Source organism: Halobacillus sp. KGW1 (assembly GCF_001592845.1).
Taxonomy (GTDB): Bacteria; Bacillota; Bacilli; order Bacillales; family Halobacillaceae; genus Halobacillus.
This window is the reverse complement of record NZ_LSOC01000004.1, coordinates 435,829-451,121: the sequence shown is the minus strand read 5'-3', so window position 1 is coordinate 451,121 and position 15,293 is coordinate 435,829. Positions and strand designations below refer to the sequence as shown.

Annotated in this window: 14 protein-coding genes; 12 read left to right on the top strand and 2 right to left on the bottom strand. The window is 46.5% G+C overall.

The window, feature by feature from the left end:
• The first annotated feature begins 180 nt into the window (after nucleotides 1-180).
• From AXG56_RS17035 to AXG56_RS17000, 8 genes are all read left to right on the top strand, one after another.
• On the top strand, nucleotides 181-1,425 hold the full coding sequence (locus tag AXG56_RS17035; protein WP_008634429.1) for a sugar ABC transporter substrate-binding protein: 1,245 nt from the start codon (nucleotides 181-183) through the stop codon (nucleotides 1,423-1,425).
• A gap of 107 nt (nucleotides 1,426-1,532) precedes the next feature.
• The gene (locus AXG56_RS17030) at nucleotides 1,533-2,417 is read left to right on the top strand and encodes a carbohydrate ABC transporter permease (protein ID WP_008634431.1); all 885 of its coding nucleotides are present in this window, start codon (nucleotides 1,533-1,535) and stop codon (nucleotides 2,415-2,417) included.
• A gap of 11 nt (nucleotides 2,418-2,428) precedes the next feature.
• Entirely contained in the window at nucleotides 2,429-3,250 is an 822-nt protein-coding gene (locus AXG56_RS17025; RefSeq protein WP_008634433.1) for a carbohydrate ABC transporter permease, read from the top strand.
• 24 nt (nucleotides 3,251-3,274) lie between these two features.
• Nucleotides 3,275-4,063 (top strand): alpha/beta hydrolase family protein, encoded by a 789-nt coding sequence (locus AXG56_RS17020; protein WP_062515644.1) that lies wholly within the window; start codon nucleotides 3,275-3,277, stop codon nucleotides 4,061-4,063.
• Nucleotides 4,064-4,083: 20 nt separating this feature from the next.
• Nucleotides 4,084-5,073 (top strand): LacI family DNA-binding transcriptional regulator, encoded by a 990-nt coding sequence (locus AXG56_RS17015; protein ID WP_008634438.1) that lies wholly within the window; start codon nucleotides 4,084-4,086, stop codon nucleotides 5,071-5,073.
• Between the two features lie 111 nt (nucleotides 5,074-5,184).
• On the top strand, nucleotides 5,185-6,300 hold the full coding sequence (gene ftsW / locus AXG56_RS17010) for a putative lipid II flippase FtsW (RefSeq protein WP_062515642.1): 1,116 nt from the start codon (nucleotides 5,185-5,187) through the stop codon (nucleotides 6,298-6,300).
• 77 nt (nucleotides 6,301-6,377) lie between these two features.
• On the top strand, nucleotides 6,378-7,013 hold the full coding sequence (locus tag AXG56_RS17005; protein WP_062515640.1) for a DUF1232 domain-containing protein: 636 nt from the start codon (nucleotides 6,378-6,380) through the stop codon (nucleotides 7,011-7,013).
• A gap of 52 nt (nucleotides 7,014-7,065) precedes the next feature.
• Complete coding sequence (locus AXG56_RS17000) at nucleotides 7,066-8,232, top strand: FtsW/RodA/SpoVE family cell cycle protein (RefSeq protein ID WP_062515638.1); 1,167 nt, start codon at nucleotides 7,066-7,068, stop codon at nucleotides 8,230-8,232.
• Between the two features lie 45 nt (nucleotides 8,233-8,277).
• On the opposite strand, the gene AXG56_RS16995 is transcribed toward AXG56_RS17000, so the two are convergent.
• Entirely contained in the window at nucleotides 8,278-8,832 is a 555-nt protein-coding gene (locus AXG56_RS16995; RefSeq protein ID WP_062515636.1) for a PadR family transcriptional regulator, read from the bottom strand.
• Nucleotides 8,833-8,948: 116 nt separating this feature from the next.
• On the opposite strand from AXG56_RS16995, the gene AXG56_RS16990 reads away from it, so the two are divergent.
• Nucleotides 8,949-9,449: a phenolic acid decarboxylase gene (locus AXG56_RS16990; protein ID WP_039870852.1), complete on the top strand. Its 501-nt coding sequence runs from the start codon at nucleotides 8,949-8,951 to the stop codon at nucleotides 9,447-9,449.
• Nucleotides 9,450-9,517: 68 nt separating this feature from the next.
• On the opposite strand, the gene AXG56_RS16985 is transcribed toward AXG56_RS16990, so the two are convergent.
• Nucleotides 9,518-10,084, bottom strand: coding sequence for a TetR/AcrR family transcriptional regulator (locus AXG56_RS16985; RefSeq protein WP_008634452.1), 567 nt, complete (start codon nucleotides 10,082-10,084; stop codon nucleotides 9,518-9,520).
• A 274-nt stretch (nucleotides 10,085-10,358) separates the two neighbouring features.
• On the opposite strand from AXG56_RS16985, the gene AXG56_RS16980 reads away from it, so the two are divergent.
• From AXG56_RS16980 to AXG56_RS16970, 3 genes are all read left to right on the top strand, one after another.
• Entirely contained in the window at nucleotides 10,359-12,299 is a 1,941-nt protein-coding gene (locus tag AXG56_RS16980; RefSeq protein ID WP_026578796.1) for an RND family transporter, read from the top strand.
• 3 nt (nucleotides 12,300-12,302) lie between these two features.
• The gene (locus AXG56_RS16975; protein WP_062515634.1) at nucleotides 12,303-14,114 is read left to right on the top strand and encodes a hypothetical protein; all 1,812 of its coding nucleotides are present in this window, start codon (nucleotides 12,303-12,305) and stop codon (nucleotides 14,112-14,114) included.
• Between the two features lie 183 nt (nucleotides 14,115-14,297).
• Nucleotides 14,298-15,251 carry an ATP-dependent 6-phosphofructokinase gene (locus AXG56_RS16970; protein ID WP_064503517.1) on the top strand — a complete coding sequence of 318 codons (954 nt, stop codon included), beginning with the start codon at nucleotides 14,298-14,300 and terminating at the stop codon, nucleotides 15,249-15,251.
• Nucleotides 15,252-15,293 lie beyond the last annotated feature (42 nt).

Genomic DNA, 15,293 nt, shown 5'->3' with positions numbered 1-15,293 from the left:
AAGATTTATAGCTGATATAACTTATAATTAAAGGATTATACGGAATATTTTAAAAAATAACTTGAAACCGCTTGCAAGCTATTTTATACTTTGGTTATTGAAACGTTTCACCTGTTTGTGGCAAGAGTTTAGACGACGGTTCGGTTTTAAATTCTTTTAAAAAGTGAGAGGTGTGCGGAAATGGAGAGAAAAATAAGTAAGTGGCAAAGAGGATTGGTCTTATGTTTATTTATCGGTGGACTATTCATTCTGGGGGCATGTTCTTCCAATGAAAGTTCCGGGGAAGGGGAAGATTCCGACGCACTCCAAGTGTGGACCATGTCCGGTGGGTTGAAGGAGTTTGTGACGGAATTTGAAGATGCGAACGGTGCCAAGGTGGAGGTGCAGACCATCCCTTGGGCGAATGCTCATGACAAACTATTAACAGCGGTTGCTTCCGGAAAAGGGCCGGACGTCATTCAAATCGGAACGACATGGGTGGCTGAGTTTGCAGAAGCCGGCGCCTTTATGGATTTGTCAGACAAAATCGGGGACTATGAAAATTTGAAACCGGATCACTTCTATGAAGGAGCGATCGGTACCACTACTTATGAAGACAAAACGATAGCTGTTCCTTGGTATGTAGATACACGTCTTCTCTTCTATCGTACAGATATCCTGGGGGAAGTCGGCTATCCGGAAGGGCCTGAAACGTGGGAGGATATGATCGATGCTTCCCGTAAGCTTGCTGATCGCGGGGAAGGTCAGTTTGCGGTCGATTTGCCTGCAAATGATCCTCAATTCCCTTTCATGATGGCATGGCAGCAGGGATGGGAGTATGAAGTCGGAGCAGGAGCGGACAACTTTGACAGTCCTGACTTTAAGAAAGCGGTAGAGCTTCATCACTTATTCTATGATGAAGGACTGTCTCAAATGGAAGAGGGAAAAGAATTCTTCCAATCTTTTGCGGACGGATCTAAACCGATGTTCTTCAGCGGACCATGGGATATTAAGACTATCAAGGAGCGTGCCCCGGAAATTGAAGGGAACTGGGACGTGCATGTCATGCCGGAAGCAGACAATAACAAATCGATGATGGGCGGAGCGCACTTGGCCGTTTTCCATAATTCTGATAAGGAAGACCTTGCTCTTGAATTTATTGATTGGATGGCTGATAAGGATACGCAATTGAAATGGTATGAAGAAAACAGTGAGCTCCCGGCTAACAAAGAAGCGTGGGAAGATCCGTTGCTTTCCGAGGATCCGATGGTCAGTACTTTCGGAGAACAGTTAGAGTCCACCCAGCCGCTTCCGTTGATTCCGGAGTTTGAACGACTAGGACAGGAATTGATCACAAAGCTCGAAGAAATCAATCGCGGCGGGAAGAATATAGATGATGCCATCCAGGAATATAAAGCTGACACGGAAAGGGTCTTAGCAGACTGACTAATAGGAAACATCTGCATGACAGGTCGATCGGGCGGGTACTAGGATACCTGCCTGGATGACCTGAGTCTTTCAGACATTAAGGAAGAGGCTTGGAGGGATCGTGGATGAATCACATGAAGACAAAGTGGACGCCGTTTCTATTTATAGGACCGGCTGTTTTATTATTAATGGTTTTCGCTTTCTTACCTATCATCATTGCTCTTGGAATCAGCTTTACAGACATGAACCTCGCTGGTCTTGCAGACTGGTCGTCAATCAGTTTTGCCGGACTGAGCAACTATGTGGAGCTGTTTAAAGACCCTGTGTTTATACAATCCTTAGGGAATACATTCATTTATGTCATGATCGGTGTACCGCTTGCGGTGGGTAGTTCTTTTATTATTGCATTGTTTCTGCAGTTGTTGAGTTCATGGCTTTCCTCTACCTTCCGGGTTATCTACTATATGCCTTCCATTACCAACATAGTGGCAGTCGCGGTAGTGTGGGGCTTTCTGTATAACCAGCAGTATGGATTGTTTAATTTTGTACTTAACACGCTGCACATCGATCCGGTTCCGTGGTTGGAAGATCCTTTTATCGCGAAGTTATCTCTCATTCTCTTAGCTGTATGGAAGAGTAATGGTGTAAGCATGCTCATCTTCCTTGCTGCATTACAGTCCATTCCTCGTACATACTATGAAGCGGCTGATATTGATGGTGCGAACCGTTGGCACAAGCTCATTCACATTACTCTGCCTTCCATGAGTTTTGCTACCTTCTTTGTTACCGTGACGACCTTGATCGGCTGGCTTCAATTCTTCGAGGAGCCTTTCGTCATGACAGAGGGTGGTCCTTTGAACGGGACGAACTCTATCGCTTTATTCATCTATCAGGAAGGCTTCCAGTATAGTGAGTTCGGATATGGAGCTGCCGCTTCCTTCGTCTTGTTTGCAATCGTCATTATTGCAACCTTAGTGCAGTTCAAATTCAGGAAAGACCAAACGGTGTAAGGAGGATTCCTATGTATTTAAGGAATAGGTTTGAAAAGACGCTGGTCGTTGCAATCATGCTGATCGGCGGTATATTGGTGGCTTTGCCTTTCTTGTGGATGATTCTAAGCTCGTTTAAAACGGAAACCGAAGTATTGGCGATTCCGCCTACTATTTTTCCGGAAAATCCTACCTTTCAGCATTACTTACAGCTGTTTCAGGAACTGAATTTCGATGTTTATCTGATCAATACGTTAATTATTGTTGTATTTTCTATGTTCGGGCTGCTCCTTAATACAATGGCCGGCTACGGGTTCGGCAAATTCGAATTTAAAGGGAAAGAAGCATGGTTTATGGTGGTATTGATTACGATGATGCTGCCTGGTCAGGTGACGATGATTCCTACTTATTTGATTCTGAATGAAATGGGATTGACCAATACGATGGCTGGTATTATTCTTCCTGGGTTGATCGCTGCATTTAATATATTCCTTATTCGACAGTTCATGGTTACGATCCCGGATGATTTAATCGAGGCGGCCCGATTGGACGGGGCCGGGGAGTTTTATATATTCTCCCGTATCATCATTCCTCTGTCTAAACCTATTCTTGCTGTTCAAGTCATTTTGACCTTTATCGGATCATGGAACAGTTTCTTATGGCCGTTAATCGTAGCGAATGATGAGTCGCTTTATACCCTTTCGGTAGGATTGGCGCTGCTTCAAGATGAAAATGTAACGAACTATGGATTGCAGATGGCAGGTTCAGCGTTCATGGTTCTCCCGATTTTAATTATTTTTATCATCTTTCAGAAGTATATCGTCGAAGGGTTTAATGTGTCCGGAATTAAGTGAGGAAAAAAGAAAGGAGCGAGGACGATGCAGAAAATGGAGTGCAGCTTTTTCTCAGAAGTATTGTCTAAAGTAACCACGATCACGGTCCTGCTGCCGCAGCCGTCTTTGGAAGAATTGGAAAAGGGAGACAGTAGTAAATATCCGGTCTTATATTTACTTCACGGCTTTAGTGACAATCACCGCACGTGGACAGGGAGTACTTCTCTGGAACGTTATGTAGAAGGACTCGGTTTGGCTGTGGTTATGCCTGGAGTGGATAACAGTTACTATACCGACATGAAATACGGTGGAAGATATTGGACGTTCCTGACAGAAGAGCTGCCAAGGCGGGTACAGTCCATGTTTCCTGTATCGGGGGAAGCGGAGGATACATTCGCTGCCGGCCATTCCATGGGCGGGTTCGGAGCGTTGAAATGGGGATTGAATCGCCCGGAGCAATTTAAAGCAGTCGCATCGATGTCCGGGGTGACGGATATGGTGTTCCACCTGGACAAAATGCGAGAAGAAGATAGTGATAAATCCCGTTGGCTGCAATTGATTTTCGGGGACGGGGATGTAAGAGGTACGGAAAACGATATAATGGATAGAGTCAGCAAAATCTCACAGTCGGGTAAACGTCTGCCGCTGTTGTATCAGCGGTGCGGCGAAGATGACTTTCTGTTTGAACATAACGTACGGTTCCTGGAGCAATGTAAGCAGGAAGGAGTAGAAATTGATTCTGCTTTCGAGCCGGGAGATCACAACTGGGAATATTGGGATCATGCTATTCGACACGTGCTCGAGTGGTTGCCGATAAGGAACCAGAAGAAATAAGTTTGATGGGGGCACGAACAATGGCAACGATTAAGGATGTAGCTAAATTAGCCGGGGTAGCTGTATCGACGGTATCGTACGCTTTAAATGACAGTAATAAAATCAGTCTGGAAACAAAGCGTCGCGTGAAAGAAGCAGCAAGCGCCTTGAACTATCAGAAAAACGGCATTGCTTCCGACTTAAAGAAGCATCGGACGAATACCATCGCGTTGATATTAAGTGATTTATCCGGTCCGTATTATTCCGAGTTAATTAAAGGAGTTCAGGATGTTGCCGTATCGAACGGCTATGACCTGATCGCCTGCAGTTCCGTGGGAGGAAAAGAGTCTACTGCGGTTAAATTTCTGCGGGAAAAGAGAGTCGACGGAGCGATTATACTCGCGCACAACATTGACGATGATATCGCCGTCGAAGCTGCGAGAGAAGGTTTTCCTTTGGTCGTTCTCGATAGGAAGTTGAATAACGATAATATTTATCATGTAGAGGTAGACAACGAACATGGTGGTTTCATTGCGACCGAGTATTTAATTAAGTACGGCTTCAAAAAAATCGGGTATGTAAGCGGCCCTTCGAATTCTTATGATAACAAGAGGCGCTTGGAGGGTTTCAAGAAAGCATTGGATATGCACAACATCGTTTTTCAATCCAAGTGGAAGGTCTCTGGTGATTTTACCAGGGAGGGTGGTTACAGAGCTGCAAAATTGTTGATTGCCCAGCAGGAGATGCCGGAAGCTGTCTTTTTCGCAAATGATGAAATGGCGATCGGTGGATTGAAGGCCTTTGAGGAATACGGGATTAAGGTGCCGGAAGACATCTCCATCATCGGGTTTGATGACATCCAGATATCTGAATTCGTTTCCCCGCCGCTGACGACGGTATCTCAACCGAAGTATGAGGTGGGTGCACTTGCCGTCCATATCATCTTTCAAGCACTCCAGAATCAGGATGTCGATTCTAAATATACGCTTCATACGAAATTGGTCCAACGAAATTCTGTAAAGTTAAAATAGGCAGCTCGGTCTGTCTATTTTTTATCGGATCAACGTTGACAATTTGTCAACGTTTGTACCATAATGAACGAGCACCAGGGAATAAATATAACGGTGAGATGGTGACAGGAGATGTGGAATCAATTTAAGAAAATGGACCACGCGCTGATTGTCGTAGTCATTCTTCTGGCAGCCTTCGGTGTGGTGATGGTATATAGTGCGAGCTTCGTCAAAGGGTACATGGAGTTTGGAGATGCTCAGTTCTTCTTCAAAAGGCAGCTGTTCTCTCTTGTAATCGGCATTTCTGTCATGGCCTTAGCATCTTATCTCCCTTACAGATGGTACGGGAAGTGGATAACCATGATGGTCGTCGTTTCCCTCGTGCTGCTGGTTGCCGTGCTGACAGTGGGCGTAGAGAGGAACCACTCTCAAAGGTGGCTGCATATCGGTCCCGTTCTGCTTCAGCCGACGGAAATGATCAAGCTTGTCATGCTTCTCTATTTTGCCTATTTCTATTCGAAACGCCAGCGGGTGATCCATCATTTCCGGGAAGGGGTCGCCCCGCCCTTGATTCTTCTGGCAGTCGTCTTCCTGCTCGTGCTTCAGCAGCCGGATCTGGGGACAGCATCCGCGATCGCCATTCCATGCGGGTTCATCGTATGGAGTGCAGGTGTTAAGGGGAAGCATTTGTTTATACTTGGATCCATTGCCGGGAGTGCCGTCGTCTATTTCGCCCTTACTGCTTCTTATCGTCTCGATCGCATCCTTTCTTTCCGTGATCCGTTGGCAGACCCGAATGGGGAAGGGTATCAACTAATCGGCTCTTATAAAGCGATCGCTTCCGGGGGATGGACAGGAAGAGGACTTGGAAACAGCGTGGAGAAAATGGGCTATTTACCGGAAGCGCACACGGATTTCATTATGTCGATTGTACTGGAAGAGCTTGGCTTGATCGGCTTGCTTATCATCCTCGGGGGATATGTGACGATTTTGTACCGCGGGGTACGTATCGCTGTCCAAACAAAGGATACGTTCGGGAAGCTGCTGGCTGTCGGACTGACCTTCCAAATCGGTTTGCAGGCGGTCTTCAATCTCGGCGCCGTATCAGGATTACTCCCGATTACCGGAATAACGCTCCCGTTCATCAGTTATGGAGGCTCTTCTTTGATCGTTCTATTGCTCTCGGCAGGCATCCTTGTTAATATCTCTACATACCGCAGGATTTCTGTCAGGAAAAGGTATGCTTAAAATGTTGACAATTCGTCTACGGTTGAGATGTTATAATAAAGAAATGAAATGTATGAATCGGTAAGGATGTGAAGCTGTTGTCTTCATCAACAAAACTTGGTGAATATTTAAAGGAACGAATGGGGCTGCTTGCTCTTTCTATGAGAGAAATCGGACGAAGGGCGGGCATCGACCCTGCTGTTGTCTCTAAAATCATGAACGGCAGAAGAAGAGCGACACCGGCACATCTGGAAAAACTCGCTGGAGTTTTAGATGTGCCTTTGAAAGATTTATATAGGTTGGCGGATTATCCTTTGGATGAGGAGGAGAAGGGAAGCGATGAGCTTGCACAATCCGTCGAAACGATCCATCAGTTACTGAAGGTGAGTGAAGGTTATGATGGTGATTTTTCCCTTGATCGTCTTAAAGGAGAGTTATCCTCTTACCAGGCCTATGCCGATACAGAGGAAGGAAAAGCGTCCATAAAAGAAAATTTCAAACAAAAATTAATGAAAGTCGGAAGCGCCGCCGGCCCGTTTATACAACAGCTGGAACGTATGTATGACGCTTTCTTTCAAAAAGAGAAGAGTAGACGGGAGCTTATGGTTATTGGAGGAGTTCTTCTGTACTTCATAGCCCCGGTTGACGTCATCCCTGATTATTTCTTCCCAATCGGGTATGTGGATGACGCGTTAGCTGTTCAGTTGTATCTGTCGATGGTTACGAAGTCATGACCTAAGGTAAGAACGGACTCCGGCGTTTCGGACAGTCGGAAGGAGCGCATCATTGACTACGAAAGCTTCGTACTGGGAGAAGCTGGACCAAGGGATTTTATGTATAATCGTTTCATTCTTTGTGATCAGTGTTTTTTTTATATACAGCAGTCAGAATGCAGGCGTATATTCGATCAACTTTGCGGGTCGACAAGTCATCAATTATGCAATTGGTGTCACATTAATGCTGATCGTGGCTAAATTGGATATCGATCAAATTGAGCGTCTGGCGTGGCCGCTTTACATCGGTTCGTTTGCATCGGTATTCGTGTTGAGGTGGGCACCGCCGGGGATTGCGCCTGTGATCTATGGAGCGAAGCGCTGGTTCAATATCCCGTTGATCGGTTCCATACAGCCGTCGGAATTTCTGAAGATCAGTCTGTTTATTTTAACCGCGAGCATCCTTGCCACTTACCAGGCCGGGAAAGCCCGTACTATCTGGACAGATATAAGGATGTTAGGGAAACTTATGTTGTTGACCGTTCCGCCTGCCTTGTTCGTGTACCAGCAGCCGGATACGGGAATGGTCATACTCTATTTCATCGGAATCGGGAGTATGATCTTTCTCTCGAACATTTCGAAACGAATTTTGGCTGTTTTAGTGATCGTCCCAGTGGTGCTCCTTGTTTCGGTGGTCACTCTTTTCCTGTATCAGTCTGAAGTGATGGAGGAATATGTGCTGCCTCTTTTGAAGCCGCACCAACAGGATAGGATTGTCGGTTTTCTCGATCCTTCGACGAGTCAGGATCAGTCTTATCAGAGTCACAGGGCGCAATTGGCAGCGGGAAGTGGTCAATTCACCGGAAAAGGGCTGATGAACGGAGAAATTTACATTCCGGAGAAACACACCGACTTCATCTTTGCCGCCATTGCTGAAGAGGGAGGATTCATTGCAGCCACTATCGTTGTACTCCTCTTTTTTCTGCTCATCTACAAGTTCTTCAAGTTTGCGGAAGAAACGGAGGTATTCTTCGGAACTTGTTTAATGGTGTCTATAGCGGTCAGCATGTCTGCGCAAATTTTTCAGAATATCGGAATGGTCATCGGTTTGATGCCGGTGAAGGGGATCGCACTTCCTTTCATTACATACGGGGGAAGTTCCCTGTTCTCGACGATGATGATGGTGGGAATCGCTCTGTCGCTCCGTAAAAATCACAGAAAATACATGTTTAGTAATTAAGAACAGGAAGGCATCTGCTGTAATGATGCCTTCCTGTTCTTATGATCATCTCTGAAGGAAGTGAATACTCTCTTCGAGCCAGGCAACATAGCCTTCTTCTCTGGTAATGGCCTTCGTCAATACGAAATAATGACCGAGTTCTTCTGCATTTAATTGAAGTGGGTCGGTATCCGGCCCGAAAAGGCTCTGGAATTCTGATTTAAGCTCACACAGCTTATCTTTTCGAAGCTTCTTCTGGTTTTCAAATACCTCCGCCCGTTTATTCTCGGGGATATCCTTCAGGAAATACATCCGGAGAGCGAAAGTATCTTTTTCTGTTTCGACCTCCTCCGGCAGGGCGGTCAGCCACTTCTTCAATTCTTCCTCTCCTTCACTGGTAAGGTGATACATTTTCTTCTCCAGCTTGGCTCCTGCCATCTCAATATAGAGAGAAATTAAATTCTCCTCCAGGAGCTTTTTCAATTCTACATAGATTTGGCTGTGCTTGGCACTCCAAAATTGTCCGATCGCCCCTTTAAATTCAGCAGTGATATCATAACCGCTCTTATCTTCTTTACTCAGTAAACCTAAAATTGCATATTTTAATACTCTGCGTCCCATCCGTGACCTCCTGATTCGATCGTTTGACAACATTATAGCATAAGAGTAAAGTTTTACATGTAAAATAGAACATGTAAATAGTTACATGTTTTGATAATTGGAGAGGTGAAATCAGCATGAAAAACTTGAATGAATTTCTTGGAACGCAAATGATCTATACGTACGAGAACGGCTGGGAATATGAAATGTACATTAAGAATGCGGATACGATCGACTACCGGATCCACAGCGGTATGGTCGGAGGACGCTGGGTCCGTAACCAAAAAGCAGATATCGTCAAAATTACCGACGGTGTGTTCAAGGTTTCCTGGACCGAGCCTACAGGTACCGACGTTTCGCTGAATTTCATGCCCGATGAAGACCGGATGCACGGAGTTATTTTCTTCCCTAAGTGGGTGCATGAACGTCCGGATATCACAGTTTGTTATCAGAACGATCATATCGAGTTGATGGAGGAATCCAGAGAGAAGTATGAGACGTATCCTAAATATGTCGTACCTGAATTCGCGGATATCACCTTTAAGAAGCACGTTGGAATAGATAAGGAGACGGTTGTTTCTGAGGCTCCATACAAAGGGATGACGGATGATATCCGTTCAGGCAAGCTCTCTATCTGAACTTGCAAAAAGAGCGGTAGAACTCAAGGGTTCTACCGCTCTTTTTTGTATCGTAGTTTGTCTGCAGGTTATTCTACATAAGAGAAGCCGTGGTTGATGAAGGTGTGGATCATGGCAGCCATCTGCCCTGGCGGCTGGGTCATGTCGTTCCTGATCCAATCCTTAATGACATGAATGGCGCCGCTGATAACGAAGGAGCTGAAGTATTCGGATTCTTCTTTCTCTACCTTACTGTCGCTCATCCAATTATTCAGCATGAAGCTCCTCGCGAGCTCCATCATCTTCTGTTCGAAGCTGGAAGCGGAGTCGCTCGTAAGAAGGGTTTGGAACATACGCTTGTTGTCGATGATATACTCCAGGATCTTCTCCGTCATCTGCTGGGATTCTTCTTCTTTTTCATAGCTGTAATTTTGTAAATACTGCTTCATATCTTCGGTAATCTCTGCTTCTATTTTATGAAGGAGGTCGTAGTGATCCGTATAGTGGGTATAGAAGGTGGAACGATTGATATCGGCGATTTCACAAATTTCTTTGACGGTGATGTCGGCTATCTTCTTTTCTGCGAGCAGGATGATCAAGCTTTCTTTGAGAACTTTTCTTGTGTATTTCTTTCTGCGGTCCAGTTTTCCACTCATGATTTCACTCCTTAACCGTTACAGTTATGTGACAATCCAACACAAAGGCATGTTCGTGTCGGGAAACTGACGTAATTTATAAAACTGTTTGTTGAATATCCAACACAGTGTCAATAAAATATTAAAGTGTACCAACGCGTTTTGCAAGAGAGGGGGAGGCCTTATAGGCTGGACATCATCAGTAATCAAACATAAGAAAAGCATTGTCATCCTATTTACGATACTTACCTTACTAAGTGCTGTGGCACAGTTCGCTGTATCGGTGAACTATAATATGGTCGATTATCTTCCACAGGATTCACCGTCGATGGAGGCGATGGATTTAATGGAGGAAGAGTTCGATGAGCCGGTGGAGAATGCGCGAGTGATGATTCAGGATGTTTCCATCACCGAGGCACTTCAGTATAAAGAAGACCTGGAGGCGATTGAAGGAGTCAGCGGCGTCACATGGCTCGACGATGTGGTTGATTTAAAAGTTCCATTGGAAATGGCAGATGCCGATATGACGGACTCCTACTATAAAGATAACGCCGCTTTGTTTTCGTTGAACATCGCGGAAGGATTTGAAGTAGATGCGACCGATGCGATTTATGAGTTGATCGGAGAGGATAATGCGGTTGCAGGGGAAGCGGTCAATACCGCGACATCCCAGAAAATGACCGGTAGTGAATCAGCCTACGCGGCGGCTCTGCTCGTTCCGATCATCATTCTTATTCTCGTGCTGTCGACGACGTCATGGATGGAGCCTGTCTTCTTCCTGGTGGCGATCGGCGTATCGGTTCTGATTAATTTAGGGACGAATATCTTCCTTGGTGAAGTATCATTCGTTACTCAGTCGGTGGCACCGATTCTGCAGCTTGCTGTATCCCTGGATTATGCCATCTTCCTGCTGCACAGTTTCTCCGATTACCGCAAGCAGGTGGAAGATCCGAAAGAAGCCATGCAGTTGGCCATGAAACGTTCGTTCCCCGCAATCATTGCCAGTGCTTCCACGACGTTCTTCGGATTCACTGCCCTTACATTCATGGATTTCGGAATCGGTTCCGACCTCGGTCTGAACCTTTTGAAAGGGATATTGCTCAGCTTCATCAGCGTCATGATCTTCCTTCCGGCTCTTACGCTTATGTTCTATAAGTGGATCGACCGGACCAAGCATAGAGCGTTCATTCCTGATTTCAAGAATGTCGGGCGCCGAGTCATGAAGTTCAAGGTTCCCAGTCTGATTCTTGTCGTCCTGCTTATTGTCCCGGCATACCTTGCGCAAGGGCAAACGAGCTTCATCTACGGAACGGGGGAGCAGCCTGATAATACGAGAGCAGGCCAGGATGTCGAAGCGATTCAACAGGAGTTCGGCAAGAATATGCCGATGGTGCTTCTCGTCCCGCGTGGAGACAGGGCTAAAGAAGAGCAGATTGTTCAGGAATTGGAGGATATGGAAGGTATTTCGAGCGTGATGTCTTACGTGAATATCGTAAGCCCGGCCATTCCGCCTGAATTTTTGGATGAATCGATGACCGAGGCCTTTTATTCCGAGCATTATGCCCGCATCACGTTATATACGGAAACGGACGCGGAAGGAGAGGAAGCTTTCTCTCTGATTGAGAAGGTGAAAGAAACCGCGGATGAATATTATGAAGAGAACCACCTTCTTGGGGAAAGCGTAACCTTGTATGACATGAAGAATATCGTGCAGAAGGATAACACGCTTGTCAATGCACTGACGATCATTACGGTTGCGCTTGTGCTGCTGTTGACGTTCCGTTCCATTTCGATTCCGCTGATTCTGCTTGTGACGATTCAGCTGTCGGTTTGGATTAACTTATCGTTTCCGTATTTCTCGGATACGCCACTTGTCTATGTCGGCTACCTGCTGATCAGTACGATTCAACTGGCAGCTACGGTGGACTATGCGATCCTGTTCACAGAGAATTACAACCATCTGCGTAAAGACATGCCGGCCCTGCAGGCCATCAAGAGAACGATTGATGAGAAGATCTTCTCAATTTTCGTGTCGGCTGCCATTTTGTCGAGCGTCGGATTCATCTTATGGATGACCTCTTCCAACCCGATCGTCTCATCGATCGGATTGCTGCTTGGTCGAGGGGCGCTGCTTGCCTTCCTGATGGTTGTATTCGTACTTCCGGCTCTGATGGTCGTTCTTGATCCAATCATCAGGAAGACGACGTACAAAGCTAATTTCTATAAAGGAGAATGAGCGATGAGTATTAAACGTATGACGGCAGTCGGCTCTGCGTGTGTTCTCATGCTGACAGCTGTTTCTCCAGTTGCAGCAGAAGAAGGTGGGAAGGATCTGGGAGACAAAGGATCCTTTTCAGCAAAACATGAGGTGGTCTACGCCAATTTGAAACCGGATGGAGACCAGGAAAAGCTCTATGTCATCAACAATTTTGATATAAAGGATAAAGGAAGCATTGTCGATTATGGTCCTTATACGAGCGTGCAGAACCTGACCGATGTTAATGAAATCAAACAGGAAGGTCAAAAGGTCGAATGGACAGCAGAAGAAGACGAGTTCTATTACCAAGGCAACTTGAAAGGGGATACCCCTCTTCCTTGGGACCTGGACGTGACCTATGTGCTTAATGGCAAAGAGATTTCCGCGGATCAACTTGCCGGTAAGGACGGAAAGCTCGAAATTAAAATTAAGACGACGAAGAATGAGAAGGCGGACGCTAGTTTCTTCAACAACTATTTAATGCAGATTACGATTCCGATGGCTTCTTCTAAATTCGAGAATATTGAAGCGGAGGAAGGAACGGTGGCCAATGCCGGGAAGGACCGGCAAGTGACCTTTACCGTTCTCCCCGAAGAAGAAGGTGATTTCACCGTTACGGCGGACGCTGACAATATGGAGATGGAAAGTATCGAGTTCACCGCTGTACCTTCCTCCATGGCCATTGATGCACCGGATATCGGTGGAGTGAAAAACGACATGGGGTCTTTAGCAGAGGCAACCGCCAGCATTGATAACGGTGTCGGCGATTTACAGAATGGTATTAAAGAATTGAACGGCGGGGTGGCGAGCCTCTATGACGGCTCTGTGCAATACAAACAGGGGATGGAAAGCCTGAACAGCCGGTCATCAGAACTTGTGGAAGGATCTGCTTCCATACAATCCGCCCTTCAGCAGATGAATGAAGCGGTTCAGGGCGGCACTGGTGACGTCGATTTAAATGATTTGACGAAGGTAGAGGGCGGGCTGCGTGAGTTGGCGGACAGCCTGAAGAACGCCCAGTCGGAAATCGATGATTTGAATGCTCAGTATGGAAAAGCGAATCAGGCACTGGCTGATGCCATCGCAGCAATTCCGGGATATAACATTACAGAAGCGGATATTCAGGCACTTCGTGACAGCGGGGCGGATCAGGATATCATTGACCAGCTTTTGGAAACATATAGAGCAGCCCAAGCGGCTAAAGGAGCCTTCACGGATGCAGAGGGGGCATTCCAAGCAGTGACGCCTGCTTTGGAACAGAGCTCCGCTTCTCTCGGAGAGATGAGTAACCAGCTTTACAACGTAGCAGATCAGGTCGGAGCCGGTCTTGAAAGAATGGATATTGCAGGGTCCATTACTGAACTGCAGACGGGTTTCGATCAGCTCACTTCCAATTATGCGACCTTCCATCAGGGTTTGAAGCAGTACACGGGGGGCGTAGCGGAACTGACGAATTCCTATGAGGATATCCACGGGGGAATTGCCGGTTTGACGGATGGAACGGCAGAGCTTGAAGAGGGGGCCGGCCGGTTGAAAGGCGGCACTTCAGAGCTGGCTTCTGCAACGAGTGATCTCCCGGGCCAGATGCAGTCCGAAATCGATCAGATGGTAGAGGAATACGACAAGTCGGATTATGAGCCGGTGTCCTTCGTTTCTGAGAAAAATGAGCAGGTCAATTCTGTCCAATTCGTCATGAAGACGGAAGCGGTCAAGCAGGAGGAAAAAGAAGAGAAGAAACCGAAAAAGAAAGAAGAAAAAGGGTTCTTTGAGCGATTGTTAGCATTATTTAAATAAGAACGAAATCCTCCGTCCGGGATCCTGCCGGGCGGGGGATTTTTTTCATAAATCATGGATGAAGAGCATTCCCACGACTTTGAAAGGCGCAAAATGTTATTATAAGGATTAGGTCAGGGAAAAGGTGGAATTCCTTTTGCCTCTGAACATCCAGATGTGAACGACAGAAAGTGAGTGATGATAATGAATCGAATAGGCGTGTTGACAAGTGGAGGAGATGCTCCCGGTATGAATGCTGTCATTCGGGCAGTAGTGAAGTCAGGAATGGCTTCCGGCAAGGAAGTGGTAGGAATCCATAACGGATTTCACGGATTATTAGAAGAATCCGTAGAGACACTGGACAAGGAAGCGGTACGGACGATTCTTGCCCGAGGGGGCACGATTCTACAGTCTTCTCAGGATATGGATATGTTCGAAGAAGAAGCACAGGAACAAATCAAGCGGCAGCTTACTAAATTTGAAATCGATTCCTTAATCGTAATCGGCGGTCTGGAAGCATTGCAGATGGCGCATGTTCTCGCAGACAAGGGTGTCGCTTGTATAGCAGTCCCGGCTGCGATCAATTCTACGATTCCTCATGTAGCGTCGGCGATCGGCTTCGATACGGCTTTGAATACGATCATGGAGAATATCGATCGTATTCGGGATACGGCGGATTCTCATGAGAAGACGACCATCGTCGAAGTGATGGGGAGAGATTCCGGTACCTTTGCTCTATCAGCCGGCTTGGTCGGTGGTGCGGAAACCATCATCATCCCGGAGAGAAAAGCGGAGCTTGATGAGGTGATCGAGGAAATGAAAGATCAGGAGGACCACCGTTACCGCATTATCATCATGGCGGAGGGAGTCGGAAATGCAGCGGATTTCGGAGCGAGGTTGAAGGAGGAAGCCGGCGTGGAAGCGAGGGTAACGATTTTGGATGATACCCAATATGGTGGAACGCCGTCTGCAAGAGACCGGATGATGGCGACACGTCTCGGTGCCTATGCGGTCGAACTTCTGAATTCTGGCCAGACAGGCTTCTATGTCAGCTTGAAGGAAGAGGAGCTCATTACTTATGAGCTGTCAGAGATTGATAAAGAAACGCCGGTTCGGAATGAATCCATGTATTCGCTCGCGAAGAAACTTTCTATATAAGTAAAAAAGGCCCCTCTCTGGAGGGGCCTTTCGCTTGTTCGA